Origin of the sequence: Thauera sp. AutoDN2 (genome assembly GCF_051280715.1) — a bacterium.
Classification (GTDB): domain Bacteria; phylum Pseudomonadota; class Gammaproteobacteria; order Burkholderiales; family Rhodocyclaceae; genus Thauera.
Genome location: NZ_JBNCAR010000019.1, coordinates 1 through 23,868 on the forward strand (window position 1 = coordinate 1; position 23,868 = coordinate 23,868).

Annotated in this window: 28 protein-coding genes; 10 read left to right on the top strand and 18 right to left on the bottom strand. The window is 66.9% G+C overall.

Translation table 11 applies throughout. The features are described 5' to 3' along the window. From ACPT9U_RS11255 to ettA, 12 genes are all read right to left on the bottom strand, one after another. A partial coding sequence (locus ACPT9U_RS11255; RefSeq protein WP_435751004.1) for a DUF192 domain-containing protein occupies positions 1–472 on the bottom strand: 472 nt, incomplete at its 3' end. Beyond that, positions 469–1,383 carry a type II secretion system F family protein gene (locus tag ACPT9U_RS11260; RefSeq protein WP_435751005.1) on the bottom strand — a complete coding sequence of 305 codons (915 nt, stop codon included), beginning with the start codon at positions 1,381–1,383 and terminating at the stop codon, positions 469–471. The genes ACPT9U_RS11260 and ACPT9U_RS11255, both read right to left, overlap by 4 nt. 7 nt (positions 1,384–1,390) lie before the next feature. Next, on the bottom strand, positions 1,391–2,239 hold the full coding sequence (locus tag ACPT9U_RS11265) for a type II secretion system F family protein (RefSeq protein WP_435751006.1): 849 nt from the start codon (positions 2,237–2,239) through the stop codon (positions 1,391–1,393). Then, complete coding sequence (locus ACPT9U_RS11270) at positions 2,236–4,005, bottom strand: ATPase, T2SS/T4P/T4SS family (protein ID WP_435751007.1); 1,770 nt, start codon at positions 4,003–4,005, stop codon at positions 2,236–2,238. Before ACPT9U_RS11270 ends, ACPT9U_RS11265 begins: the two co-directional genes overlap by 4 nt. Before the next feature lie 18 nt (positions 4,006–4,023). Then, positions 4,024–5,421, bottom strand: coding sequence for a type II and III secretion system protein family protein (locus tag ACPT9U_RS11275; protein ID WP_435751008.1), 1,398 nt, complete (start codon positions 5,419–5,421; stop codon positions 4,024–4,026). A 124-nt stretch (positions 5,422–5,545) separates the two neighbouring features. After that, a complete protein-coding gene (gene cpaB / locus ACPT9U_RS11280) occupies positions 5,546–6,418 on the bottom strand; it encodes a Flp pilus assembly protein CpaB (RefSeq protein ID WP_435751009.1) in 873 nt (290 codons plus the stop codon). Positions 6,419–6,427: 9 nt separating this feature from the next. Further along, positions 6,428–6,613, bottom strand: coding sequence for a hypothetical protein (locus ACPT9U_RS11285; protein ID WP_435751010.1), 186 nt, complete (start codon positions 6,611–6,613; stop codon positions 6,428–6,430). Next, positions 6,610–7,389 (bottom strand): hypothetical protein, encoded by a 780-nt coding sequence (locus ACPT9U_RS11290; protein WP_435751011.1) that lies wholly within the window; start codon positions 7,387–7,389, stop codon positions 6,610–6,612. Before ACPT9U_RS11290 ends, ACPT9U_RS11285 begins: the two co-directional genes overlap by 4 nt. Continuing rightward, positions 7,386–8,111, bottom strand: coding sequence for a hypothetical protein (locus ACPT9U_RS11295; RefSeq protein WP_435751012.1), 726 nt, complete (start codon positions 8,109–8,111; stop codon positions 7,386–7,388). Before ACPT9U_RS11295 ends, ACPT9U_RS11290 begins: the two co-directional genes overlap by 4 nt. A 140-nt stretch (positions 8,112–8,251) precedes the next feature. Further along, on the bottom strand, positions 8,252–9,598 hold the full coding sequence (locus ACPT9U_RS11300; protein WP_435751013.1) for a pilus assembly protein TadG-related protein: 1,347 nt from the start codon (positions 9,596–9,598) through the stop codon (positions 8,252–8,254). 57 nt (positions 9,599–9,655) lie between these two features. Beyond that, positions 9,656–9,937 (bottom strand): hypothetical protein, encoded by a 282-nt coding sequence (locus ACPT9U_RS11305; RefSeq protein ID WP_435751014.1) that lies wholly within the window; start codon positions 9,935–9,937, stop codon positions 9,656–9,658. Positions 9,938–10,121: 184 nt separating this feature from the next. Further along, a complete protein-coding gene (gene ettA, locus ACPT9U_RS11310) occupies positions 10,122–11,786 on the bottom strand; it encodes an energy-dependent translational throttle protein EttA (RefSeq protein ID WP_435751015.1) in 1,665 nt (554 codons plus the stop codon). A 151-nt stretch (positions 11,787–11,937) separates the two neighbouring features. Between ettA and ACPT9U_RS11315 the strand changes: the two genes are divergently transcribed. Beyond that, positions 11,938–12,174: an AbrB/MazE/SpoVT family DNA-binding domain-containing protein gene (locus ACPT9U_RS11315; protein WP_297313009.1), complete on the top strand. Its 237-nt coding sequence runs from the start codon at positions 11,938–11,940 to the stop codon at positions 12,172–12,174. Beyond that, the gene (locus tag ACPT9U_RS11320) at positions 12,174–12,572 is read left to right on the top strand and encodes a type II toxin-antitoxin system VapC family toxin (RefSeq protein WP_435751016.1); all 399 of its coding nucleotides are present in this window, start codon (positions 12,174–12,176) and stop codon (positions 12,570–12,572) included. Before ACPT9U_RS11315 ends, ACPT9U_RS11320 begins: the two co-directional genes overlap by 1 nt. Positions 12,573–12,641: 69 nt before the next feature. Here the strand turns inward: ACPT9U_RS11320 and ACPT9U_RS11325 are convergent, their stop codons facing one another. Next, complete coding sequence (locus ACPT9U_RS11325) at positions 12,642–13,124, bottom strand: glutathione peroxidase (protein ID WP_435751017.1); 483 nt, start codon at positions 13,122–13,124, stop codon at positions 12,642–12,644. 88 nt (positions 13,125–13,212) lie between these two features. After that, complete coding sequence (locus ACPT9U_RS11330) at positions 13,213–13,989, bottom strand: ferredoxin--NADP reductase (RefSeq protein ID WP_435751018.1); 777 nt, start codon at positions 13,987–13,989, stop codon at positions 13,213–13,215. A 121-nt stretch (positions 13,990–14,110) separates the two neighbouring features. Between ACPT9U_RS11330 and ACPT9U_RS11335 the strand changes: the two genes are divergently transcribed. Further along, positions 14,111–15,037 (top strand): LysR family transcriptional regulator, encoded by a 927-nt coding sequence (locus tag ACPT9U_RS11335; RefSeq protein ID WP_418365044.1) that lies wholly within the window; start codon positions 14,111–14,113, stop codon positions 15,035–15,037. Between the two features lie 40 nt (positions 15,038–15,077). Here the strand turns inward: ACPT9U_RS11335 and murJ are convergent, their stop codons facing one another. Further along, a complete protein-coding gene (gene murJ / locus ACPT9U_RS11340) occupies positions 15,078–16,616 on the bottom strand; it encodes a murein biosynthesis integral membrane protein MurJ (protein ID WP_435751019.1) in 1,539 nt (512 codons plus the stop codon). A 232-nt stretch (positions 16,617–16,848) separates the two neighbouring features. Between murJ and rpsT the strand changes: the two genes are divergently transcribed. Next, entirely contained in the window at positions 16,849–17,115 is a 267-nt protein-coding gene (gene rpsT / locus ACPT9U_RS11345) for a 30S ribosomal protein S20 (RefSeq protein ID WP_418365042.1), read from the top strand. A gap of 208 nt (positions 17,116–17,323) precedes the next feature. On the opposite strand, the gene ACPT9U_RS11350 is transcribed toward rpsT, so the two are convergent. Further along, positions 17,324–17,614 (bottom strand): DUF3579 domain-containing protein, encoded by a 291-nt coding sequence (locus tag ACPT9U_RS11350; RefSeq protein ID WP_418365041.1) that lies wholly within the window; start codon positions 17,612–17,614, stop codon positions 17,324–17,326. A 302-nt stretch (positions 17,615–17,916) separates the two neighbouring features. On the opposite strand from ACPT9U_RS11350, the gene ACPT9U_RS11355 reads away from it, so the two are divergent. The 6 genes from ACPT9U_RS11355 (at position 17,917) to ACPT9U_RS11380 (ending at position 22,429) form a co-directional block, all read left to right on the top strand. Further along, positions 17,917–19,092 carry an aspartate aminotransferase family protein gene (locus tag ACPT9U_RS11355; protein WP_435751020.1) on the top strand — a complete coding sequence of 392 codons (1,176 nt, stop codon included), beginning with the start codon at positions 17,917–17,919 and terminating at the stop codon, positions 19,090–19,092. A 9-nt stretch (positions 19,093–19,101) separates the two neighbouring features. Next, positions 19,102–20,025, top strand: a complete 924-nt coding sequence (gene argF, locus ACPT9U_RS11360; RefSeq protein ID WP_418365039.1) for an ornithine carbamoyltransferase — start codon at positions 19,102–19,104, stop codon at positions 20,023–20,025. Between the two features lie 67 nt (positions 20,026–20,092). Then, positions 20,093–21,322 carry an argininosuccinate synthase gene (locus ACPT9U_RS11365; RefSeq protein ID WP_435751021.1) on the top strand — a complete coding sequence of 410 codons (1,230 nt, stop codon included), beginning with the start codon at positions 20,093–20,095 and terminating at the stop codon, positions 21,320–21,322. Positions 21,323–21,343: 21 nt separating this feature from the next. Further along, positions 21,344–21,574 carry a DUF2788 domain-containing protein gene (locus tag ACPT9U_RS11370; RefSeq protein ID WP_418365037.1) on the top strand — a complete coding sequence of 77 codons (231 nt, stop codon included), beginning with the start codon at positions 21,344–21,346 and terminating at the stop codon, positions 21,572–21,574. 14 nt (positions 21,575–21,588) lie between these two features. Further along, a complete protein-coding gene (locus tag ACPT9U_RS11375) occupies positions 21,589–21,924 on the top strand; it encodes a pyrimidine/purine nucleoside phosphorylase (protein WP_435751022.1) in 336 nt (111 codons plus the stop codon). 19 nt (positions 21,925–21,943) lie between these two features. Then, entirely contained in the window at positions 21,944–22,429 is a 486-nt protein-coding gene (locus tag ACPT9U_RS11380; protein ID WP_418365035.1) for a YajQ family cyclic di-GMP-binding protein, read from the top strand. A gap of 85 nt (positions 22,430–22,514) precedes the next feature. Here the strand turns inward: ACPT9U_RS11380 and ACPT9U_RS11385 are convergent, their stop codons facing one another. Beyond that, a complete protein-coding gene (locus ACPT9U_RS11385; protein WP_435751023.1) occupies positions 22,515–23,330 on the bottom strand; it encodes an ankyrin repeat domain-containing protein in 816 nt (271 codons plus the stop codon). Positions 23,331–23,452: 122 nt separating this feature from the next. Next, the gene (locus ACPT9U_RS11390; protein ID WP_435751024.1) at positions 23,453–23,866 is read right to left on the bottom strand and encodes a type IV pilin protein; all 414 of its coding nucleotides are present in this window, start codon (positions 23,864–23,866) and stop codon (positions 23,453–23,455) included. Positions 23,867–23,868: the final 2 nt, after the last annotated feature.

Below are 23,868 nucleotides of genomic sequence, written 5' to 3' on the forward strand. Positions count from 1 at the left end.
CGAAGGTGGCGTAGTTGAGCTGGCTTCTGGCGTGGAACAGCAGCGCGTACTGCATCAGCACGAGCAGGATGAAGAGCACGAGCGGGCCGGCGATGACGAATTCGACCAGGGTGGCGCCGCGCTCGCCGCGGGGTGACCGGGACGCGTGCGGCGTCGCTGGTGCGAGATCCACTTGCTCGCCAGGCATGAGCCCGAGCCTGCGTGCTTCGCCGGCAGCCAGTTCCAGTGTGTGCCGGGCGCGCCAACACGCTGCGATGCGCCATGGGCGAAGCGTTTCGACGATCTTGAGGATAATTCCCCGGCTGTTCAGGAAAACGATATCGATCGGGTAGCGCATGAAGGCGGTGTGCACCGAGACGCAGGGGGTGATCAGCAGCGCATGGCCGGGCGCGGGCGGGGGCTTGCCGAGCAGGCCTCGCAGGCGGTCGGACAAGCGTTCGGCGTGGTGAATGATCAGCCGATCGGTGCTCACAGCCCCGCCCCCATGAACTTCATCACGATCGGGAACATCAGGATCGCGAACACGCAGGGGAAGATGAAGAACAGCAGTGGAAACAGCAGCTTGACCGGGGCCTGCATGGCGAGCTTCTCGGCGCGGGCGAAGCGTTCGGTGCGGCGCTGTTCGGCCTGGGCGCGCAGGATGGGGCCCAGGCTCATGCCCGTGGCTTCGGCCTGGATGAGGGTGGAGACGAAGTTGGTGACCGGTGCCATGTCGAGCCGCGCGGCCATGTCGCGCAGGGCTTCGCTGCGCGGGCGGCCGGCGCGCATGTCGCGCATCAGGCGGGCGAGTTCGTCGCGCAGCGGGCCACTCGGGCCCTTGGCGACGGCCTGGGCGATGGCGCTGTTGAGGTTGAGCCCGGATTCGACGCACAGGGTGATGAGGTCGAGCATGAAGGGCAGGGCGGTGAAGGTGAGGCGGCGGCGCAGCGCGATGCGGTCGCGCAGCCACACGAGCGGGAAGACGTAGCCGAGCACGAGCCCGGCGAGCGTCGGCCAGAGCAGGGGGACCGCGAAGCTGGCCGCCATCCAGGCCGCGAACGCGGCGCACAGCAGCGCCCACACCAGGCGGCCAGCGAGGAACTGTGCCGCATCGAGCGCGTAGTCGAGCCCGGCCAGGCGCAGGCGGGCAAGGTCGGCCTGCGCCTGGCGCGCGGGCAGCAGCATGCGCAGGTAGTGGGCGAGCCACTGCACCGGCCACCACACGATGCGGTAGCCGGGCGGTGGGGCGTCGAGCCAGATGCGGTCCTGCTGCGGCACCGCGGCGGCCGTGCGCGAGACCAGCCAGGCCACGAGCGCGACCGACAGGCCGACACTGAGCGCGATGGCGGCAATGACCCAGCGCGGGTCCAGCGTCAGCAGCAGGGGCGAGGAGGTGGGGTTCATGGGCGGCTCAGATGTCGATGGCGACGATGCGGCGGATGAGCAGCACGCCGATGAATTCCATGACGATCACCACAGCCAGCACGCCCCAGCCGAGCTGCGTGGTCCACAGCTGCGCCATGGCCTCGGGCTCCATGCGGGCGAGCACCCACAGCAGAAATACCGGCAGCAGCCCGACGACCCAGGCCTGCAGCTTGCCCTGGGCGGTGAGCGCGCGGATCTTGAGTTCCATGGCGTGCTGGCTGCGCAGGGTGCTGGCGGTGCGCTCGAGCGTCTCGGCCAGGCCGCCGCCGGTCTCGTTGGCGATGCGCATGGCCGACACCATCAGCTTGACCGGCTGCGCGGGGATGCGCCGGGCGAGGTTCTCGAGCGCGTCGTCCAGGCTCACGCCGAGGCGCTGCTCGTGCTGCACCAGCAGCAGCTCCTGCTGCAGCGGCGGGGCGAGCTCGGTGCTGACCTGACGGATGGCGGCCGGCAGCGACAGACCGGCGCGCGCGGTGCCCGCGAGCATCTGCAGGGCGTCCGGGAGCTGCTGTTCGACCTGTTCGATGCGGCGCGCGCGCAGCCAGCGGAACACCAGACTGGGCGACAGCACGAGCACGACGGCCACCGCCAGCGCGACGAGCACGCTGCCGGTGAGCAGCCACGCCGCGCCCGCGCCGAGCAGCGTGAGCGCGAGGTTTAGCACATAGAGGCGTGCCGGATCGATGAACAGGAACAGCTCGCGCAGGTGAAAGCCGGTCTCGCGCGTGAAGCGCTCGCGCCACGCCTGCAGCAGGCGGGTGCCGATATCCACCAGCGCCCACACGAGCAGCGCGATGGTGATGGCGACTACGACCAGGACAACGCCGAGGTTCATGCCCCGCCTCCGTCGCCGGGCGCGGAGAACAGCGACAGATCGAGCTGCACGCCCGATTCGGCCAATTCCTCGTAGAAGGCGGGCACCGCGTTGCAGCCATTGAAGCGGCCGAGCACACGCCCCTCGGCGTCGCGGCCGCGCTGCTCGTGGCGGAACAGCTCCTGGATCTGGATGCGACCCGATTCGGTGCCGGCGACCTCGACGATGGCGGTGATCACGCGCCGCCCGTCGGGCAGGCGCGCCTGCTGGATGACGAGGTCGATGGCCGAGGTGATCTGCTCGCGAATCGCGGAGAGTGGCAGGTCCATGCCGGCCATCAGCACCAGGGTCTCGAGGCGGGCGAGTGCGTCGCGCGGGCTGTTGGCGTGCAGCGTGGTGAGCGAGCCGTCGTGGCCGGTGTTCATCGCCTGCAGCATGTCGAGCGCCTCGCCGCCGCGGCACTCGCCCACCACGATGCGGTCGGGGCGCATTCGCAGGGCGTTCTTGACCAGGTCGCGGATCGCGATCTGCCCGCGCCCTTCGGCGTTGGGCGGGCGCGCCTCGAGGTTGATGAGGTGCGAGTGGGCCAGGCGCAGTTCGGCAGCGTCCTCGATGGTGATGATGCGTTCGCCGTCGGGGATGAAGTTCGACAGCACGTTGAGCAGTGTGGTCTTGCCCGAGCCGGTGCCGCCGGAGATCAGGATGTTCTTGCGCTGCTCGACGCAGATACGCATGAAGGCGGCCATCTGCGGGCTCATCGCGCCGAAGGCGAGCAGGTCGGCGTCGGTGAGCACCTTGCGGCCGAACTTGCGGATGCTCAGCGCCGGGCCCTTGATGGCGAGCGGCGGGATGATGGCGTTGACGCGCGAGCCGTCCTTGAGGCGGGCGTCCACCATCGGCGAGGACTCGTCGATGCGCCGCCCGATCGGGGTGACGATGCGCTCGATGACGCCGAGCACCGCGCGGTCGCTGGTGAAGCTGCCCGGATGGCGCTCGAGGCGGCCGCGGCGCTCGATGTAGATCTCGTCGTGGCGGTTGACCATGATCTCGGTGATCGAGTCGTCCTCGAGCAGGGCTTCGAGCGGGCCGAGGCCGACCGCCTCGTCGAGCACGTCGCGACGCAGGCCGTCGCGGTCGATGGACTCGGGCAGCGCCGCCTCCTGGTCGATGAGCTCGATCAGCAGGGCCTCGGTCTCGGCGCGCAGCTCGGCGTCGCTCATGCGCACCAGGTCGCGTCGGCGCAGGTCGATGGCGTCGAGCAGGGCTTCGTGGATGTGCTTGCGCCAGAACTGCTCGGGCGTGGGCGCGGCGGGGGCTGCGGGTGCGCGGGCGGCGTGTGCGGGATGCGCTGCGTGGGGCGCGTGGGGTGTCGCGCCCTGGTGCGCCTTCTGCGCCAGCGGCGAAGGCAGCGACGCCCCGACGGCGCCGGTGGCCATGGCGGCGACATGGGTGTTAACGGCGCTGGCGGGCGCCTCGGCGCCGGCAGGCTGCGCCTGAATCCTGTCCTCGATGACCAGCGTGAACGGCCCCACCACGATCTGATCGGTGGGCGCAATCGGCCCGTGCTGCTGGATGCGCGCGCCGTTCACCGTGGTGCCGAAAAGCTGGCCCAGATCCTGGATGTAGAGCCCCGCCTTGCTGCGGTAGATGCGCGCATGTTCGCGCCCGATCTTCCAGCCGGGCAGGCGCAGGCGGCAGTCGCGGCCCTTGCCGATGATCGCCGAGGTGTCGGTGATCGATTCGACCCGCGGCGCGCTCTCGGGGTGGCGGATGGTGACCTGGAACATGATGGGCAGGCTCCGCGATCAGTTGTTCGACCAGGGGTAGTCGCCGTCGCGCTGGAATGCGCTGCCCGGGACAACGCGGTCCTCGACCGGCGCCGGCAGGCCCGGCACGGCGGCCAGGTCGGGCTCGGTGGCGCGCGGCACGTCGGCCATGCGCTGGCGGGCGCGCAGCAGGGTCTCGGCCTGCTCGAGGGTGTGCTTGTCCACCGCGTGCGGCGTGACGAAGACGACCAGCTCGGTCTCGTTGTTCTGGAAGCGGCGCGAGCGGAACAGGGCGCCCAGCACCGGGATGTCGCCGAGGAAGGGCACCTTGTCGATGGCGGCGTTGACGTCACGCGTCAGCAGCCCGCTGAGCACGATGGTGCCGCCCTGCATCACGTTGAACTCGGTCTCGGTCTTGCGCGTGCGCAGTGCCGGGCCGGCGTCGCCCATCACCGACAGGTCGAGGTCGCTGACCTCGCTCATGATGCGGGCACGGATCACGCCGTTGTCGTCCACCCGCGGCGTGATCTCGAGCCGGATGCCGTAGGGCTTGAACTGGATGGTGGTGCCGTTGATGTTGCTGACGCTGTAGGGAAACTCGCCGCCGGCCAGGAAGCTCGCCTCGGCGCCGTTGCGGGCGGACAGCACCGGCTGGGCGAGGATGGAGGCCGAGCCGTTCTGCTCCATCAGGCGCAACTGGGCATTGAGCCCGGTGTTGATCGCCGAGAGCACGTTGAGGCTGGAGCTGAGCGGCACCGGCCCGCCGCTGCCGTCGGGGTTGATGATGGGCGGTGCATTCTCGCTGCCGGCGCGCAGATCGATCTGCAGCGGGGCGTTGCCGCGCCGGCCCGGCATCCAGATGCCGCCGACGGCCGCGCCGCCGGTGGCGTTCCAGGCCAGCCCGACCTCGCGCAGCATGTTGATCGGGAACTCCACGATCTGCACGTCCATGACGATCATCTTTTCCCAGCCGACCGGGTTGGTGAAGTTGATGATCTGCGGGAAGCGTTTTGCGAGCTCTTCGATGCGCGCCTGGTCGCGGTTGCTGAGGCTGTCGCCCTCGACCACGACCTTGTCGCCGATCACCGCGCTGCGCGCGTTGGGGATGTTGGCGAGGAAGGCGGCGATCTCGCGATTCACGCGCGGGGTCTCGGCGGGGACGACGTTGACCTTGACCCGGCGGTTGCTGCCCTTGGCGGTCCAGATGTGCAGCGAGGACACGCCGACATCGTTGGCAATGAGCAGGATCTCGCGGTCGTCGAGCACGGCGGCGGAGAGCACCTTGCCGTTGCCCACCGCCAGGCGGCCGGCGTTGGGTTCGGCGAGGACGCGGGTTTCGCCCTGGAACATCGTGAGCTCGGGCATGGCGGTGGCGAAGGTTGCGGGCGCGAAGCCCAGTGCGAGGAGGGGGAGCAGGGTTCGGAGCAGGCGGCGCATCGGTTCGGTCGGGATGGGTGGAGGAGGGCTCGGGGAGGAGGGCTTAGGGAGGAGGGCTTAGGGAGGAGGGCTTAGGGAGGAGGGGGAGGCGGTCGTGGTCGCAGGGCGGGGCGAAAGAACTGGATCAGTCCTCTGGCGCTTCGGCGCGCGAGCTCATCTGCAGCCCGCTGGTGATCGGGCCGCCGCCGTAGATCACCGGCACCGAACTGACGCCCTTGCCGTCGCCGGCCGGCAGGCCGAGCAGCGTGCGGGCGTCGGTGATGGCGCCGGAGACGGCGGCGAGGTCGCCGGGCGCGCGCAACAGCGCGGTGACGCGGCCCACCTCGCGGGCGGCGATGACGCGCTTGGCGTCCTCGGGCGAGGTGTCGAGCGTGATGGTGGTGTAGCTGCGGGGCTGGCCCTGCGCATCGCGCGCATCGGGGTCGGCGTGGCTGCCGGTGGCGAGCACGGCCACGTTCTGCAGCAGCGTGAAGGTGAAGTTGCGCGTCTCGTTGCGCGCCGAGACCACGATGTCGATTCGGTCGCCCGGCTCGACCATGCCCGACAGCGAGCTGATCTCGTCCACCGGCACGGTGACCGCGCGCTGGCCCGACTGCAGGCGGGCGGAGAAGGTGGGCGCGCGCCGGCCCTCGAGCTGCGCCCACAGGATCGGCTCGCCGGCTGCGGCGGGGTAGGCGAGCGCGAGGCTCTCGGCGCGGCTGTACTGGTCGGGCGTGATCGCGCCGGAATGCGCCCAGGTGCGCGGGATCTCGCGCACGGCCACGGAATCCGCCGTGATCGACGCGCCCGCCGGCAGGCTGGCCTTGGCGACGACGACCTGCACCGTGTCGACCGCGTTTGCGCGCGCGTCGATCTCGGCCATGCGCTCGGACAGGTAGTTGCTCGCGGCGTAGGCGGCCAGCCCACCCAGGGCGAGCGCGAGGGCGAGGACGATCCAGTTCTTGCGGCTGCTGCGCAGGGTGGGGGGGCTGCTGGGGTTGGGCGTGTTGGTGGCCATCTTGGATGCTTACAAGGGGAGGGAGATGAAGCCGCTCTGGCGGTCGAAGGCGTTGCGCACGGCGGCGAGCAGGGTGTCGATGACCGAGCCCTCGCCGCCCAGCCCGAAGCCGATGAGCATTGCCAGCACGAGCAGGGCGGCGAGGTATTCGGCGAGCGCCTGCCCGCGTGTGACGCTGCGGCGGCGGTGGGTCATGGCTGCCTCGAGCGCAGGGTGAGCACGGCGCTGGTGGCGCCGTCGCGGCGCACGAGGACGAGCTGCGCTTCGCCGGTGGCGCCGCTGAAGGCCTGCGCGAGCGCGTCGTCGCGGTCGGCGAGCGGCGGGCCGTCGGGACGCAGCCCGCGCGCCGCGAGGCTCGCGGACAGCCGATCGAGGTTGGTGCGCAGGCTGTGCAGGTTGGTGAGTACGAGCTGGCGCGAGGCGAGGCCGCCGTCGATCGACTCCATGTCCGACAGCAGCTCGGAGCCCGCCGGCAGGGCGAACCCGAGGGGCCGGCCGGCGGCCTCGCGCGCGGCGCGGCTGTCGGCGACCGCCGTCAGCGCTTCGCTGTGCCCGTCGGGCAGCGGCGTGATGCTGACCGTGATGAAGAAGTCGCCGCGTGCCTGCGTCAGCACCTGCGTGTCGCCGGTCTGCGCGTGCGCGACCGGGGCGCCGAGCGCGCCTCGGTAGTGGGTGGTCGCGGCCTCGGTCGGGAGCGTGGTGATCACCCGCGTGAGCCGCATCGGCACGCCGTTTACGCGGACGCGCTCGCCGACGGGCTCGATGCGGGCGTCTTGCGGATGCGCGAGCACCGGCCAGGTGTCGGCGAGGGCGGCGGATGGGGCGACCGCGGCGAGCAGGGTGAATAGGGCCCACAACGCGATTGGCACGAATCGCGCAAGCGTCGTCGGCTGAGCGGAGGCGCGCCGGCGCGCGGGCTGCACAGCAGGCACGAGCGAGACCGGGCGTGCCTGGGCGAACGTACGCTTCATCGGATGCGGTCCTCCGGAACGATGTCGGCGTCGACGCGACCGATATCGGGGAGCCGGGTGCTCTCAAGCACGAGCGGGATGAGCTTGAGCGGCGCGGCGACCGCCTCCAGCACGCCGAACGGGAACGGGCTCGTCAGGCTCCAGCGCTCCCGGCGCAGCGCGTCGCGCACCGCCGCCGGCCCGGACGCGGACCACGGATCGACCAGCACCGTGGTGTGGCGCTCGATCGACAGGCCGAGCGCGTCGAAAGGCGCCAGACCGGCTACGTCGGCGACGTTCACCCGCACCGAGCCGGTGTGCAGGTTTTCGGTGTCCAGCCCCATGCCCGCCGCGAACACTGCGCCCGTCGGCTGCGTCAGCGCGGCGCGACGACTGGCGGCACCGACGTTGGCGGCGAAGGATGGCAGCAGCGCATCGCCGCGGTGATCGGTCCACAAGGGGTTGCGATGCGCGGCAAAATCGCCCGCCACGTCGTCGGTCTTGACCGGCGCGGTGCTGGCGCTGAAGAAGCGCCGCCGTACCTCGTCGGCCAGTTGCGCGTCGGATTTCCACGGCTGCTGGCTGCTGCCGTGGCGCACCGTGCCCTCGAAAGCCACATAGCGGCTCGCGCTCGCGGCCGTCTGCGCGATGTCGAGCTGCTTGCCCAGCAGCGGCACGATCAGGAACAGCGGCAGTAGCACTACGGCCAGCACCAGGAATTCGACGGTGGATTGGCCGCGCATGCGGCGCGCGGGCGGGCGCCGCCGCGGTGGTGCCGCGCGCACGCCTGCGTCCCTGGCAGGACGCGAAGCCCGAGCGCCGTCGATATGGCGCGCACAGGGCTGTGGCCGGGGCAGGGCGAACGAATGCTCGAGACGGCGACTCATGGGAGCTGTGCTCCGCCCTGGCGCAGTTGGGCCTGGGCCCTTGCTGCGGCGGACACCGGGGCGAGGCGTGCCTGCCAGTACGGGTTGAAGAGGCTACCGAGCTCGGTGCGCCCGGGATGAAGGCTGTTGCCGTTGTCCGGGCGTTCAAAAAACACCTCCACGCTCGAGATGGCCGCGCTGACGCCACCCACCATCGCGCCGTCGAAGAGCTGCAACCGCCCGGCCGGCTTCACGCTGCTCGATCCGCCCGAAAAGCGCTGCGCCGCAGCGGACTTGGTGACGCGGACGGTGAGCCGGGTGGCGGGCGCGTCCATCGCCAGCGCACGGTCCGACAGTTCGCGGAAGCTGGGGATGGCGCCGCCGCCGATCGTGGTGGGCGAGGGGGCGAAGCCCTTGGCGATGCCGTCGGACGATTCGGCGCGCGCACTGGCGCGCGGATTCGTGCTGCGCGAACCGCCGTAGCTGTAGGCGCCATCGGCCAGCGCGTCGTCGGAGGCGGCCGAGCCGTAGCCCACCGGCCGCTCGCTGCGCCGGCAGCGCCAGCGGCGCACGCGGTGGTGGTGCGCCGAGAGCGTGTCCATGGATTTCCAGCCATCGACCAGGTCGATCAGCTCGGTGCTGCCGCGCTTGCGCAGCTCGATGCCGTGGCACAGCAGGACGACCCCGAAGTTCCAGTTGCGGCTGCGCAGGAAGGCCTCGCGGCTGTCATCGACCAGCGTGCCCATGCGGCGACGGTCGTCGCGCGTGGCGTAGGCGCGGGTGAATCCGATGAAGTCGTCGCCGATCGGCAGCGGGTCGACGACGGCCTGCGGGTCGTTGTCACGGGCGACGCGCTGCATCAGCGCGAGGCGGCTGGCCACGGCCACCGCGTCGCCTGGCCCGTGCATGAGCTGCTGCGACAGCGCCAGCGCCTGGATTGCGGCGTCGTGGCGCGTGACCGCGACTGCCAGGGCAGGCGTGAGCGTGTCCATGGCGGACTCGAAGTAGTCCATGGCTTGCGCGAGGGCGGCACCGACACCGGGGATGAGATAGAGATAGGGGCGAATGGTCTGGGCCGAGGTGCCCATGTACTTGGCCCACGACGCCAGCCCTACCGCCTGCCCGATCGCGATCTGGTTGGCGATGATCGCGCGGTTGGCGTAGGCGTCGTAGTTGAGCATGCGGGCCTCGAGCACGCCGGCGCTGTAGGCGACCGCGTCGGCGGTGTTGGTGAGGCGAAGCTTTTCCTGCACGAGCTGGCCGCCGTTGAACATGTAGAGAAGAGTGGCCGCGACCGCGAGCAGCAGCAGGGTCGCCAGCGGCAGGACCTGCCCTCGCTGGCGGTGTGGATGGTGGGTGCGCATCGCCCGTGCTCTTTGCGTGCTTCGCTCGAAGACGGGCGCTGCCCGGCCGGCGCGTGCTTACTTGCCGACCTGGTTTACGTAGGTGTCGAGGGTGTGCTTCTGGTTGCCGACGGTCCCGGCCTTTTCGGAGGCGGTCTGGGCTGCGGTCTTGGCCGCGGTGCCGTCCTTGCCGGAGAGCTCCTGGGCGATGGCGGCGGTCTGGTTGCGCACCGTCTGGCCAAAGTATTGGTACACCGCGATCGCGGCGACCGCGATCATCGCGACGATGATGATGTACTCGGTCATGCCCTGACCGCGCTGGGTGTGGTGCCGGGTTTTGTGCTGTGCAGGTGCTGACATGATCGTGCCGTCCGTGGATGAAGTGACATGATGATGTCAAATGAAAAATGCATAGTCAATATGCAAAAAGGGTTTTCGGTTACCCGATTCGGGAATGTTCGGGCTGCGTGAACGGAAAAGGCCCGCTGCATTGCTGCAGCGGGCCTTGCCGGGTGAGGCAGATGAGGCCGGTGGTGCGCCCGGATCAGCGTGCGATCGGCTTGTACCGGATGCGCTTCGGCTTCGCGCCTTCCTCGCCCAGGCGCTTCTTCTTGTCCTCTTCGTATTCCTGGTAGTTGCCGGCGAAGAAGGTCCATTGCGAATCGCCTTCGGCCGCCAGGATGTGCGTGCAGATGCGGTCGAGGAACCAGCGGTCGTGCGAGATCACCAGCGCGCAGCCGGCGAACTCCAGCAGCGCGTCCTCGAGCGCGCGCAGGGTCTCGACGTCGAGGTCGTTGGACGGTTCGTCCAGCAGCAGTACGTTGCCGCCCTGGATCAGGGTCTTGGCCAGGTGCAGGCGGCCGCGTTCGCCGCCCGACAGGTTGCCGACGATCTTCTGCTGGTCGCCGCCCTTGAAGTTGAAGCGGCCGATGTAGGCGCGGCTGGGCATCTCGAAGCGGCCCACGGTAAGCACGTCGGCGCCATCGGCAATCGCGTCGAACACCGTCTTGTCGTTGGCCAGGCCTTCGCGGGTCTGGTCGACGGCGGCGATCTTGACCGTGGTGCCGATCTCGACGGTGCCGGAATCGGGCGTGTCGCGGCCTTCGATCATCTTGAACAACGTCGATTTGCCCGCGCCGTTGGGGCCGATGATGCCGACGATGGCGCCCGGCGGGATGCTGAAGCTGACGTTGTCCATCAGCAGCTTGTCGCCGAAGGCCTTGCTGACGCCGTGGAACTCGATGACCTTGTCGCCCAGGCGCTCGCCGGGCGGGATGAAGATTTCCTGCGTCTCGTTGCGGCGCTGGTACTCGACGCTCGCCATCTCCTCGTAGCGGGCCAGGCGGGCCTTGGACTTGGCCTGGCGCGCCTTGGGGTTGGAGCGCGCCCACTCCAGTTCGGTCTTCATTGCCTTCTGGTGCGCGGCTTCCTGCTTGGCTTCCTGCGCCAGGCGCTCGCCCTTCTGCTCCAGCCAGGAAGAGTAGTTGCCCTTCCACGGGATGCCGTGGCCGCGGTCGAGTTCGAGGATCCACTCGGCGGCGTTGTCGAGGAAGTAGCGGTCGTGGGTGACGGCGACCACGGTGCCGGGGAAGCGGGTGAGGAACTGCTCCAGCCAGTCGACCGATTCGGCGTCGAGGTGGTTGGTGGGCTCGTCGAGCAGCAGCATGTCGGGCTTGGACAGCAGCAGCTTGCACAGCGCGACGCGGCGCTTCTCACCGCCCGACAGGTTGCCGATGACGGCGTCCCACGGCGGCAGGCGCAGCGCGTCGGCGGCGATCTCCATCTGGGTCTCGACGTCGTTGCCGGCCGTCGACAGGATGTTCTCGTACTTCGCCTGTTCCTCGGCGAGCTTGTCGAAGTCGGCGTCGGGCTCGGCGTAGGCGGCGTAGACCTCCTCGAGCTTCTGGCGCGCTTCCATGATCTCGCCGAGCGCCGACTCGACCTCTTCCTTCACGGTCTTGGCCGGGTCGAGTTCGGGCTCCTGCGGCAGGTAGCCGATGCGCTGGCCGGCGAGCCACTGCACTTCGCCGTCGTATTCCTTGTCCACGCCGGCCATGATGCGCAGCACGGTCGACTTGCCCGAGCCGTTGAGGCCCAGCAGGCCGATCTTGGCGCCGGGGAAGAAGGAGAGGGAGATGTCCTTGATGATCTGACGCTTGGGCGGAACGATCTTGCTCACGCGCAGCATCGACATGACGTATTGGGCCACTACGGGTACCTCGTTGACGGTGTTCGGTGGGGCGGAAAAGGGCGGAGTCTACCCGAGTGGGCAGCGGCCGGCACGCATGGAGCTTGCAGCTAGCCGATTGGGGTATTACGCTGAGGCGACGTGTAAGAAATACAGGAAGGAGAGAATCGAGATGCACACCACACTGACGAGCAAGGGGCAGGTGACGATCCCCAAGCACATCCGCGACGCGCTGCATCTCGAGCCCGGATGCGCGATCGAGTTCCGCATCAATCGCGAGGGCGAGGTCGTCCTGACGCGCCCCGGTGAACTACGAGACGAGGCTGATCGCTTCGAGCGCCTGCGCGGCAAGGCCGACGTGAAATGGCGGACGGACGACCTGATGGCCTTGCTACGTGGCGACGACTGATGCTGCTGGTCGACACCAACGTGCTGATCGATGTGCTGGAAGACGATCCGCAGTGGGCGGATTGGTCCATCGATATGCTGCGTCGGCAGTCGCAAGTGCATCGCCTTGCAATCAATCCCATCATCTACGCCGAACTTTCCTTGACCTTCTCGACGGTCGAGACGCTCGATGACGCCTTAGGGGGCTTCGGCGTCGATGTCTGCGAGATCCCCAGGCCGGCGCTCTTCCTCGCAGGGAAGGCGTTCGTGGCCTACCGCAGGAACGGGGGCCAGCGTAACAACGTGCTGGCGGATTTCTTCATCGGCGCCCATGCCGCAGTGGAGGGCTGGCCGATCCTGACGCGCGATCCGCACAAGTACCGGCAGTACTTTCCCTCGATCGAACTCGTGACGCCTTGAATCGTGTCGGGGGCTTGCGCCCCCGCGTTGGCGCACGCGCATCCGGGACTGCGCAAGCGTTCTCCTTCGCTACAGTATCCCCTCGATATCCTTCACCAGTTCCTCCGGCGTGGTCGTCGGCGCGTAGCGTTCTATGTGCTCGCCGTCGCGGCTGACCAGGAACTTGGTGAAGTTCCACTTGATCGCCTCGGTGCCGAGGATGCCCTTGGCGTGCTGCTTCAGGTATTTGTACAGCGGATGGGCGCCGTCGCCGTTGACGTCGATCTTGGCGAACATCGGGAAGCTCACGCCGTAGTTCTTCTCGCAGAAGGCGCCGATCTCCTCGGCGCTGCCCGGCTCCTGCGCGCCGAACTGGTTGCACGGGAAGCCGAGCACCACGAGGCCGCGGTCCTTGTAGGTCTGGTAGAGCTTCTCCAGGCCGGCGTAGTGCGGGGTGAGGCCGCACTGGCTGGCGGTGTTGACGATCAGCAGGACCTTGCCAGCGTATTCACCCAGCGTCGTGGTGCCGCCGGCGAGGCGTTCGACTTCGATTTCGTGGAGGGAAGAAGGCATGTGGGGCTCCATCTGAGGGAGGGGTCAGGATTCATTCGAGCCCCACATGCGCAAAAAGTTTGCTCGTGGGCGATTCAGGGCGGTGCGATCACTTCTCCACGAAGGCGCGCTCGATCACATAGTCGCCCGCCACGCCGATGCGGGGTGACATGCTGAAACCGCGCGCATCCAGCAGGTCGCAGCAGTCCTTGTTCATGGCCTGGCTGCCGCAGATCATCACCCGGTCCTGCGCGGGGTCGAGCGGCGGCAGGCCGGTGTCGGCAAAGAGCCTGCCCGACTCGATGACGTGGGTGATGCGACCGGTGTTGCGGAAGGGCTCGCGCGTCACGGTCGGGTAGTAGATCAGTTGTTCGCGCACCTGCTCGCCGAAGAATTCGTTCTGCGGCAGCGCGCGGGTGATGAAGTCGGTGTAGGCCAGCTCGGACACGAAGCGCACGCCATGCACCAGCACGACTTTCTCGAAGCGCGCGTAGGTTTCCGGGTCCTGGATCACGCTCAGGAAGGGGGCCAGTCCGGTGCCGGTGGCGAGCAGGTAGAGGTGCTTGCCGGGGTTCAGGTCGTGCAGCACCAAGGTGCCGGTGGGCTTCTTGCTGACGATGATCGGGTCGCCCTCACGCAGATGCTGCAGGCGCGAGGTCAGCGGGCCGTCGGGCACCTTGATGCTGAAGAATTCCAGGTGCTCCTCGTAGTTGGGACTGGCAATGCTGTAAGCACGCGTCAGCGGCTTGCCGTGCACGTCGAGCCCGATCATCACGAACTGGCCGTTCTCGAAGCGCAGGCCAGGATCGCGCGTGGTGCGGAAGCTGAAGAGGGATTCGTTCCAGTGATGGACGCTGAGGACGCGTTCGGTGACGAGGCTGCTCATGGGCGGGTTTCCTGCCGGGATGGGGCGAAGCTGTGGCAAAAAGAGACGGAGCACAGTTTCGGTCCACTGCGGCTTACCGTTCAAGTGGATAATTTATCTATCTCTTGCCTGGAAAATAGATATGCGATTCACGCTTCGCCAGATGCAGGTCTTCGTCGAGGTGGCGCGCAGCGAGAATGTCTCGCGCGCGGCCGAGACGCTTTCCCTGTCGCAGTCGGCCACCAGTGCGGCGCTGGCCGAGCTGGAGCATCAGTTCGATCAGCGGCTGTTCGACCGCCATGGCAAGCGCCTGCGCCTGAACGATCAGGGCGGTCTGCTGCTGCCACATGCGGTGGAACTGCTTGACCGCGCAGCCGAAATCGAAGCCCTGCTGCGCGGCGAGCGAGGGTTGGGCAGTCTGCGTGTTGGCGCGACACTCACCATCGGCAATTACCTGCTGCCGCTGATCGTGTCGAACTTCCTGCAGGCCCATCCCGAGAGCAGGGTGCGCCTGCAGGTGCACAACACGGCGACCATTGCCGGCATGCTGCTTCATCACGAGATTGATCTTGGACTGGTGGAAGGGCAGATCGTCGACGCCGAGCTCGAGGCGCAGGCTTGGGTGGAAGACGAACTGGTGGTGTTCTGCGCGCCAGAACATCCGCTCGCGGGACGTGGCAAGGTGGCCTTCGACGAGATCGCCGCACAGCCGTGGATCCTGCGTGAGCATGGGTCGGGCACGCGCGCCACCTTCGATGCGGCGCTGCGCCACTGGCCGGGCGGCATCGTGCCACGGTTGGAACTCGAGCATACCGAGGCGGTGAAGCGCGCGGTGGAAAGCGGCCTTGGCCTGGGCTGCCTGTCGCGGCTGGCGCTGCGCGACGCCTTTCGCCGCGGCAGCCTGGTGGCGCTCGAGACGCCCGAGCTGGATCTGCACCGGCGCTTCAGCTTCGTGTGGCACCGCGACAAGTATCACAGCGCGGCGATGCGGCGTTTCCTGGAAGACTGCCGCGCCTTCACCGCGGGCGCGCAGCGCAGCGACCAGATCCCGCTGCCGCCGGTCGCTTGAAGGCCGCATTCTTCGCGGGCAAGCCCGCGACGCCGGGCGCTCAGGCCGCGCCGCGGCGGCGGAAGTCACGCAGCCGGAATCCCAGCGCGAACAGGGTCGCGAAATACGCCATGGCGCCTGCGACCACCACACCCGCCAGCCGGCTTGCACGTTCCAGCCCGCCGATCTCGGTCCACAACGCCGCCGGCCCGCTCACGAACCACAGCACCCCGCCCATCACGCACAGCGCCACCAGCAGCTTCAGCGTGAAAACGCCCCAGCCCGCCTGTGGCACATAGACCGCCCGCTTGCGCAGCCCGCGGTACAGCAGTGCGGCGTTCAGGCACGACGCAAGCCCGATCGAAAGCGCCAGGCCCGCATGGCGCAACGGAAGGATGAAGGCAAGGTTCATCAACTGGGTGGCAATCAGCGTGATGATCGCGATCTTCACCGGTGTGCGGATGTCCTGGCGCGCGTAGAAGCCCGGCGCCAGCACCTTCACCAGGATCAGCCCGGTCAGCCCCACGCTGTAGGCCACCAGCGCGCTGCGCGTGTGCAGTACGTCGGCCGCAGAGAAAGCACCGTAGTTGAACAGCGTTGCGACCAGTGGCACCGCCAGCAGCGCAAGGCCGAGTGCCGCGGGCAAGGTCAGCAGCAGCGTCAGTCGCAAGCCCCAGTCGAGCAGCGACGAGAATTCATCCGCCTTGTCGTCGGCGTGCAGCTTGGCGAGACTCGGCAGCAGGATCGTCCCCAGCGCCACGCCGAGCAGCCCTGCCGGGAACTCCATCAGGCGGTCGGCGTAATACAGCCACGACACGCTGCCACTCTCGAGGAAGGAGGCGAAGATGGTGTTGATCAGCAGTGAAATCTGGCTCACCGAAACGCCGAGGATGGCGGGCGCCATGAGCTTCATCACGCGGCGCACACCGGGGTCGGAGAGGTCGAGCTCAAAGCGCGGGAGCATGCCGATCTTCATCAGCGGGCGGATCTGCAACGCAAGTTGCAGCAGGCCGCCCAGAAACACCGCCCACGCCAGCGCCAGTACCGGCGGATCGAAGTACGGCACCGCGAACAGTGCCATGCCGATGAAGGACAGGTTCAGCAGCACCGGGGTGAAGGCGGGGATCGCGAACCGGCTCCAGGTGTTGAGCACACCGCCCGCCAGCGCCACCAGCGACATGAAGAAGATGTACGGGAAAGTGATGCGGGTGAGCTCGACGGTGAGTTCGAACTTGCCCGGATCGCCCGAGAACCCCGGCGCCGATACGTAAATGATGAGGGGCGCCGCCAGCGCCCCCAGCGCCGCGACCACGGCGACCACCAGCCCGAGCAGCGTCGCCACGCGATTGACCAGCGTGTGCGTGGCGTCCTCACCCAGGCGGTTCTTGTACTCGGCCAGGATGGGCACGAAGGCCTGCGAGAAGGCGCCCTCGGCGAACATGCGCCGCAGCAGGTTGGGCAACCGGAAGGCGACGAAGAAGGCGTCGGTCGCCATGCCGGCACCGAATGCGCGCGCGATGATGAGGTCGCGTGCGAAGCCCAGGATGCGGGACAGCAGGGTCATGCCGCTGACGGTGGCGAGTGCGCGCAGGAGGTTCATGCGGAGGGCGAGGCCGGGCGGAGGGGGGCGTTGGCGGACGCGCATTCATCGGAAAGCGCGCATCATAGCGGCCCGGGCGCGTGCCGGTAAGACGCATTCATTGGTTGCCTCGTCCGCGGATCGCGTACCCCCTTCGCCGGCGAGAAATATTTGCGCTCCAAGTCTTGCATCCATCCTGCGCGGAAAATATAATCGCGGACTTTACAGAACCACCAATACGGAATTCACACTTATGGCCAACTCGGCACAAGCTCGCAAGCGCGCCCGTCAGGCGACCAAGGCCCGCGCCCATAACGCCAGCCTTCGTTCCCGCCTGCGTACCGCGATCAAGGCCGTGCGCAAGGCCATCGTGGGTGGCGACAAGGCGGCGGCTCAGTCGGTCTTTCGCACCTCGATGAGCACCATCGACAGCATCGCCGACAAGAAGATCATCCACAAGAACAAGGCCGCTCGCCACAAGAGCCGCCTGTCGGCCGCCGTCAAGGGCATGGCTGCCTGATCTTGCTGCATGCTCCGGTGCCTCGGCGCCACAATAAAAAAGCGACCTGCGGGTCGCTTTTTTATTGTCTGCACCGCTGGCTGCGTTTCCGCGGGAGCGGGGTCGCCCGAGAAAGTGGCGCTGGATCTCGCGATGTTCGCGAGCAAGCCCGCTTCCGCAGTCCGTTGCGCCCATGGGTGAAAACCTCGGGGAACACCTCGGCGGGCGCTCAGAGCGGCGTGTCGCCCTTCCAGTCGATCTCGAGGTTGTTGTCGTTGGCGAAGTTCACCATGAACTTGTACGCCAAGGGTTCGATGTCGTAGAGGCGGGCGTCCACCAGGACGGTGTTGTGTCCCTTGATGGCAACGCCGGGTCGCACGTAGGGGGAGTACTTCATGCGGTGGTCCGCCCCGAAGGCCGACATGACGCCGCACAGGCGGTCGGCCCAATCGCTTGGGCGAAACTTCTTCCCCTCCCTCGTGACCCCGATAATGATGAAGTTCTCGATCTTCTGGCTCATGTTGATGCCTTTTCGACTTCGGGGGGTGTTCTGTTCCGGTTCTTGGATGCCGGACTCAAAACGCCGCGAATTCTAGCAGAAATCCATATGGCGGCGCCTGCCTGCGCAATGTGGAAGCGGTCGCGACCGCCCTCAGGGGGGGCGGCCACCGCGCGGGGGTGGGCAGGGCGCCGGCGCGGGGCGCCCGGGCCGCGCTTATGTACAGCCCTGACATTTTTGGCTTAACATCCTGCCCTTGTCCCAGCACGGCGGCGCCTGCCGCCGTGTGCGTTTTTGGCTTCGTTTCGATCGAGGTTTCCAACATGTCCCACGTCATGAACACCTACGCACGCCTGCCGGTTGCCTTCACGCATGGCGACGGGGTGTGGCTCTACGACGAAACTGGCAAGCGCTATCTCGATGCCCTCTCCGGCATCGCAGTCAGCACCCTCGGGCACAACCACCCGCGCCTGGTCAAGGCCATCGCCGATCAGGCCGCGCGCGTGCTGCACACCTCCAACCTGTACGGCATTCCCCTGCAGGACGCGCTCTCCGACCGCATCGCCGAAGCCTCTGGCATGGACGAGGTCTTCTTCTGCAACTCCGGCTGCGAAGCCAACGAGGCTGCGATCAAGCTCGCGCGCATGTACGGCCACAACAAGGGCGTCGAGGTACCGCACGTCATCGTGATGGAGAGCGCCTTCCACGGTCGTACCCTCGCCACGCTGTCGGCAACCGGCAACCGCAAGGCCCAGGCCGGCTTCGAGCCGCTCGTGCAGGGCTTCATCCGCGTGCCGTACAAGGACATCGAGGCCATCCGCAAGATCGCCGAGCACAACCACGCGGTGGTCGCGGTGATGCTCGAAATGATTCAGGGCGAAGGCGGCGTCAACGTGGCCGACGAAACCTTCCAGCGCGAGCTGCGCGCCCTGTGCGACGAAAAGGGCTGGCTGATGATCTGCGACGAGGTCCAGTGCGGCATGGGCCGGACGGGCAAGTGGTTCGGGTGGCAGCACGCGGGCACCAAGCCCGACGTGATGACACTGGCCAAGGGTCTGGCCTCGGGCGTGCCGATTGGCGCCTGCGTCACCAGCGGACGGGCCAAGGGCCTGTTCGGGCCAGGCAATCACGGCTCCACCTTCGGCGGCAACCCGCTCGCCTCCGCGGCTGGCCTGGCCACCTTCGACGCCATCGTCGAGGACAAGCTGATGGATAACGCGATCGCCGTCGGCGAGGCGATCCGCAAGGGCATGGCCGCGGCGCTCGAGGGCGTGGCGGGCGTGGTCGACATCCGTGGCCGCGGCCTGATGATCGGCATCGAGCTCGACCGCCCCTGTGGCGTGCTCATGGCCCGCGCGGCCGAGCAGGGCTTGCTGCTGTCGGTGACCTCCGAGCGCGTTGTTCGCCTGCTGCCGGCGCTTACCTTCACCCACGCCGATGCCGAAACCCTGGTGTCCATGCTGGCGCCGATGATTCGCGACTTCCTCGCGAACGGCTGAGGACTGCCCATGACCGAACTCAAACACTATCTTCAGTTCAAGGATTTCACGCGCGAGGAATACGACTACGTTTTCGCCCGCGCGAAGTGGATCAAGGACAAGTTCAAGCGCTACGAGCCCTACCATCCACTGTTCGACCGCACGCTGGTGATGATTTTCGAGAAGGCGAGCACGCGCACGCGCCTGTCTTTCGAGGCCGGCATGCACCAGCTCGGCGGCTCGGCGATCTACCTCAACACCCGCGACTCGCAGCTCGGCCGCGGCGAGCCGGTGGAAGACGCCGGCCAGGTCATCTCGCGCATGAGCGACATCGTGATGATCCGCACCTTCGAGCAGGACATCGTCGAGCGCTTCGCTGCCAACTCGCGCGTGCCGGTCATCAATGGCCTGACCAACGAATATCACCCCTGCCAGATCCTCGCCGACATCCTCACCTTCATCGAGCACCGCGGCTGCATCCAGGGCAAGACGGTGGCGTGGATCGGCGACAGCAACAACATGTGCAACACCTGGCTGCAGGCCGCCGAGGTGCTGGACTTCAACGTGCATGTGTCGACCCCGCCGGGCTACGAAGTCGAGCCCGAGCGTGCGGGCCTCTTCGGTACCAACCACTTCGAGCAGTTCGCCGACCCCATGGAAGCCTGCAAGGGCGCTGACCTGGTCACCACCGACGTGTGGACCTCGATGGGCTTCGAGGCCGAGAACGAAGCGCGCATGAAGGCCTTCGCCGACTGGTGCGTGGACGCCGAGATGATGTCCGTGGCGCACAAGGAGGCCGTGTTCATGCACTGCCTGCCCGCGCACCGCGGCGAGGAAGTCACCGCAGAGGTCATCGACGGCCCGCAGTCGGTGGTATGGGACGAGGCCGAAAACCGCCTGCACGCGCAGAAGGCCTTGATGGAATACCTGATGCTCGGCCGCATCGAGCACTGATCCAACGAACATGAACGGCGTGCACGGGCGTGCGTGCCGGCAACACAGCAGAAAACAGGAAAACAGCATGAGCGACGTCAAGAAAGTAGTGCTCGCCTATTCGGGTGGGCTGGACACTTCGGTCATCCTGAAGTGGCTGCAGGACACCTACGCGTGCGAAGTGGTCACCTTCACCGCCGACCTCGGTCAGGGCGAAGAGCTCGAGCCCGCGCGCCAGAAGGCGCTCAAGTTCGGCATCCAGCCCGAGAACATCTTCATCGACGACCTGCGTGAAGAGTTCGTGCGCGACTTCGTCTTCCCGATGTTCCGCGCCAACACTGTCTATGAAGGCGAGTACCTGCTCGGCACCTCGATTGCCCGCCCGCTGATCTCCAAGCGCCAGATCGAGATCGCCCAGGCCACCGGCGCCGACGCCGTCTCGCACGGCGCCACCGGCAAGGGCAACGACCAGGTGCGCTTCGAGCTTGGCTATTACGCGCTCATGCCCAACGTCAAGGTCATCGCCCCTTGGCGCGAGTGGGACCTGCTCTCGCGCGAGAAACTGCTTGCTTACGCAGAAAAGGCCGGCATTCCCATCGAAATGAAGCACAAGCAGGGCGGTTCGCCCTACTCGATGGACGCCAACCTGCTGCACATCTCCTACGAAGGTCGCCACCTCGAGAACCCCGCCGCCGAGGCCGAGGAAGACATGTGGCGCTGGACGGTGTCGCCCGAGGCCGCCCCGGATGCCGCGGAATACCTCGACCTGGAGTTTGAGCGCGGTGACCTCGTCGCCATCAACGGCACCCGCATGAAGCCGCACGAACTGCTCGCCAAGCTCAATGAACTCGGCGGCAAGCACGGCATCGGCCGCCTCGACTTGGTGGAAAACCGCTACGTCGGCATGAAGAGCCGTGGCTGCTACGAAACCCCGGGGGGCACCATTCTGCTCCGCGCCCACCGCGCCATCGAGTCGATCACGCTCGACCGCGAAGTCGCCCACCTCAAGGACGACCTCATGCCGCGCTACGCCAGCGTGATCTACAACGGCTACTGGTGGAGCCCCGAGCGCCGCGCCATGCAGGCCCTGATCGACCAGACGCAGGAAACCGTGAACGGCTGGGTGCGCGTCAAGCTCTACAAGGGCAACGTCATCGTCACCGGCCGCGACTCGAAGACCGACTCGCTGTTCGACCCGACGATCGCCACCTTCGAGGACGACGCCGGCGCCTACAACCAGAAGGACGCCCACGGCTTCATCCGCCTCAACGCGCTGCGCATGCGCATCGCTGCCAACGCCAGGGCCAAGCGCGGCTAAGGCAGGATCGCACCGATCGCGATGAACGACGAAGACTTCATCCTCGGACTCAGCTTCACCGAGTTCGAGGAAATCGCCCTCCAGGTCGGCCTCACAGGGCTGATCCTGTTCATGATGTTCATCATCTGGAACCTCGGCAAGGAATCCAAGGCCGGCCGCTACGGCATGATGTGGATGTTCATCGGCCTGGGTGTGGGCTTCGTCGGGTTCGTTGCCAAGGGCATCATCCAGAAGCTTCTCGGAATCGAATAGGAAGGTTCAACAGCATGAGCGTCACCACCCGCTTCGACGGCGTCACCGTCACCACCCAGGCCAACGTGTATTTCGACGGCAAGTGCGTCAGTCACGGCATTCAACTCGCCGATGGCACCCGGAAATCGGTCGGCGTCATCCTGCCGGCGCTGCTCACCTTCAACACCGGCGCCCCGGAAGTCATGGAATGCGTCGCCGGCAGCTGCAGCGTGCGCCTGAAGGACCCTGACGGCAACCCCGGCGACTGGACGACCTACGGCGCCGGCCAATCCTTCAACGTGCCCGCCAATTCGAGCTTCGACATCGAAGTCGTCGGCGAGCCCTATCACTACATCTGCCACTTCGGCTGAGCGCAGGGGAGGGGGAGCCATGCCGTCGTTCGACATCATGTCCGAGGTAGACCAGCCCGCGCTGCGCAACGCGGTCGAGCAGGCCAACCGCAAGGTCACCGGCCGCCACGACTTCAAGGGCACCAGTGCCAACATCGAGCTCGCCGAAAAACTCATCACCCTCTACGGTGACAGCGACTTCCAGCTCGACCAGATCAAGACCATCCTGCTGCCCGAGATGACCAAGAAGAACGTCGACGTCCGCTGCCTGGACTACGGCGAGGTGCAGAAGATCTCCGGCAACAAGGTCAAGCAGGAAGTGAAGGTACGCGTGGGCGTCGACCAGGATATGGCCAAGAAGATCGTCAAACTGCTGAAAGACAGCAAGTTGAAGGTTCAGGCCGCCATCCAGGGTGAAGCCGTGCGCGTCTCCGGCGCCAAGCGCGACGTACTGCAGGAAGCCATTGCGCTGGTCAAGAAACAGGTCACCGACTTCCCGCTGCAATACGGGAATTTCCGCGACTGACGGGGGCGCCCAGCCGGGGCCTTCTTAACAAAGGCAGCCTGTTGCCGCGGTGCGCTCAACCGCAGAGGCAGGGCGCTGCCAGACGTCATGCAGCGCTGTGCTCTCCGTACAGCTTGCGACTCGCGTTCGCGGCGTCCTGCATCTTCAGCTCGATCAGGCGCGCCAGGCGCCCGTCCTCCAGCTTCTGCGCCAGCGATAGCGCCGATGCGCCGTCGCGGCGGGTGGCAGACACGTCGGCGCCTTGCTCGATCAGTGTGAACGCAATATCGGTGGTGGCGCCGCTGAGAGAAAGCAGCAGCGGCGTGTTGCCGAGCGGGTCGCGCACGTCGATGTGTGCGCCCTTGGCGAGCAGCAGCAGCACCGTGTTCCGGTATCCGTCGGTGGGCTTTCCGCAGGCGATCAGCAGCGGGGTAAGCCCCAGCCGGTCCTTCCCGTTCGGGTCTGCGCCCGCATTCAACAGAATCTGCGCGATGATCGTCAGTCCGCGCTTGAGCGCGATCAGCAAGGGCGGCACCCCGTCCTCGGACGGCATGTTGACGTTGAAATTGGCGCGCACGAAGAGGTCGATCACCTCCTGGTCGCCTTCCTCCAGGTAGCGGAAGAAATTCTTTGGCAGGAATGCTATGCCACGCGACACCAGATCGTGCATCGCGTGCTCCTTGCGCTCAGCCGCCTTGAAGGTTTCGAGTTCGCGAGCGTCGCGCAGGCGGATGATGTCAGCCAGTACGTCGGGCGGGAAGCCCTTGCGGCCGCCGCGCTTGTCGATCAGCAGATCGCTGAAGTAATCATGGATCTGGGGGGTGTCCCACAAGTCCTCGATACGGATCAGGATCCGCTCGAATTCGCGCTCAAGGTGAGAGGGGTAACTCGTGCCCATGAACGAGAAAAATGCGTTTTTCATGATTTTTCGTTTTTTTTGATTGCTCCTTTTACATCGGGTCCGGTTCTAGTCCCAGCAAAGCCCAACTTGGGGCGTGACGTTTGTCACGGTCTGTCGTATTCGGAGGCCTGGTTCGACCAGGATCACCAGCAGTTTGCGGGTGTTCTCGCTCCCGACTGATCGAGGCTCACGTTTCCGCAGGCATCGGCAACCTGTGCGCCGATCGGTGCTGCGGTCAGGGTGTAGGTGGTTGCGGCGGAAACGCGCTGGAACTGATAGCGCTGGGTCAGGTCCGGGTCGGCCATGCAGCCCAAGGCCGGGGCCGCTCCGGCATAGGTCATGTTCGTGGTGTAAAAACGCTCCATGAACTGGGCCTGGTCCATCAGGCAAGCCGTCGCCGCGCTGCGGAAGGTTCGGAGGACGTGCTGCTGATACGAGGGGTAGGCGATCGAGGCCAGAATCCCCAGGATCGCCACCACGATCATCATCTCGATCAAGGTGATGCCGTGCTGGCGAGCCTTGGAGTGCCCGGCAAGGCGGTGCTGATGTCTTTGCATGT

What these genes read in the sequence shown, in the direction of transcription:
- ACPT9U_RS11260 (WP_435751005.1), bottom strand. Translation starts at nt 1,383, where the DNA reads ATGAACCCCACCTCCTCGCCCCTGCTGCTGACGCTGGACCCGCGCTGG.
- ACPT9U_RS11265 (WP_435751006.1), bottom strand. Translation starts at nt 2,239, where the DNA reads ATGAACCTCGGCGTTGTCCTGGTCGTAGTCGCCATCACCATCGCGCTG.
- ACPT9U_RS11270 (WP_435751007.1), bottom strand. Translation starts at nt 4,005, where the DNA reads ATGTTCCAGGTCACCATCCGCCACCCCGAGAGCGCGCCGCGGGTCGAA.
- ACPT9U_RS11275 (WP_435751008.1), bottom strand. Translation starts at nt 5,421, where the DNA reads ATGCGCCGCCTGCTCCGAACCCTGCTCCCCCTCCTCGCACTGGGCTTC.
- cpaB (WP_435751009.1), bottom strand. Translation starts at nt 6,418, where the DNA reads ATGGCCACCAACACGCCCAACCCCAGCAGCCCCCCCACCCTGCGCAGC.
- ACPT9U_RS11285 (WP_435751010.1), bottom strand. Translation starts at nt 6,613, where the DNA reads ATGACCCACCGCCGCCGCAGCGTCACACGCGGGCAGGCGCTCGCCGAA.
- ACPT9U_RS11290 (WP_435751011.1), bottom strand. Translation starts at nt 7,389, where the DNA reads ATGAAGCGTACGTTCGCCCAGGCACGCCCGGTCTCGCTCGTGCCTGCT.
- ACPT9U_RS11295 (WP_435751012.1), bottom strand. Translation starts at nt 8,111, where the DNA reads ATGCGCGGCCAATCCACCGTCGAATTCCTGGTGCTGGCCGTAGTGCTA.
- ACPT9U_RS11300 (WP_435751013.1), bottom strand. Translation starts at nt 9,598, where the DNA reads ATGCGCACCCACCATCCACACCGCCAGCGAGGGCAGGTCCTGCCGCTG.
- ACPT9U_RS11305 (WP_435751014.1), bottom strand. Translation starts at nt 9,937, where the DNA reads ATGTCAGCACCTGCACAGCACAAAACCCGGCACCACACCCAGCGCGGT.
- ACPT9U_RS11315 (WP_297313009.1), top strand. Translation starts at nt 11,938, where the DNA reads ATGCACACCACACTGACGAGCAAGGGGCAGGTGACGATCCCCAAGCAC.
- ACPT9U_RS11320 (WP_435751016.1), top strand. Translation starts at nt 12,174, where the DNA reads ATGCTGCTGGTCGACACCAACGTGCTGATCGATGTGCTGGAAGACGAT.
- ACPT9U_RS11325 (WP_435751017.1), bottom strand. Translation starts at nt 13,124, where the DNA reads ATGCCTTCTTCCCTCCACGAAATCGAAGTCGAACGCCTCGCCGGCGGC.
- ACPT9U_RS11330 (WP_435751018.1), bottom strand. Translation starts at nt 13,989, where the DNA reads ATGAGCAGCCTCGTCACCGAACGCGTCCTCAGCGTCCATCACTGGAAC.
- ACPT9U_RS11335 (WP_418365044.1), top strand. Translation starts at nt 14,111, where the DNA reads ATGCGATTCACGCTTCGCCAGATGCAGGTCTTCGTCGAGGTGGCGCGC.
- murJ (WP_435751019.1), bottom strand. Translation starts at nt 16,616, where the DNA reads ATGAACCTCCTGCGCGCACTCGCCACCGTCAGCGGCATGACCCTGCTG.
- rpsT (WP_418365042.1), top strand. Translation starts at nt 16,849, where the DNA reads ATGGCCAACTCGGCACAAGCTCGCAAGCGCGCCCGTCAGGCGACCAAG.
- ACPT9U_RS11350 (WP_418365041.1), bottom strand. Translation starts at nt 17,614, where the DNA reads ATGAGCCAGAAGATCGAGAACTTCATCATTATCGGGGTCACGAGGGAG.
- ACPT9U_RS11355 (WP_435751020.1), top strand. Translation starts at nt 17,917, where the DNA reads ATGTCCCACGTCATGAACACCTACGCACGCCTGCCGGTTGCCTTCACG.
- argF (WP_418365039.1), top strand. Translation starts at nt 19,102, where the DNA reads ATGACCGAACTCAAACACTATCTTCAGTTCAAGGATTTCACGCGCGAG.
- ACPT9U_RS11365 (WP_435751021.1), top strand. Translation starts at nt 20,093, where the DNA reads ATGAGCGACGTCAAGAAAGTAGTGCTCGCCTATTCGGGTGGGCTGGAC.
- ACPT9U_RS11370 (WP_418365037.1), top strand. Translation starts at nt 21,344, where the DNA reads ATGAACGACGAAGACTTCATCCTCGGACTCAGCTTCACCGAGTTCGAG.
- ACPT9U_RS11375 (WP_435751022.1), top strand. Translation starts at nt 21,589, where the DNA reads ATGAGCGTCACCACCCGCTTCGACGGCGTCACCGTCACCACCCAGGCC.
- ACPT9U_RS11380 (WP_418365035.1), top strand. Translation starts at nt 21,944, where the DNA reads ATGCCGTCGTTCGACATCATGTCCGAGGTAGACCAGCCCGCGCTGCGC.
- ACPT9U_RS11385 (WP_435751023.1), bottom strand. Translation starts at nt 23,330, where the DNA reads ATGAAAAACGCATTTTTCTCGTTCATGGGCACGAGTTACCCCTCTCAC.
- ACPT9U_RS11390 (WP_435751024.1), bottom strand. Translation starts at nt 23,866, where the DNA reads ATGCAAAGACATCAGCACCGCCTTGCCGGGCACTCCAAGGCTCGCCAG.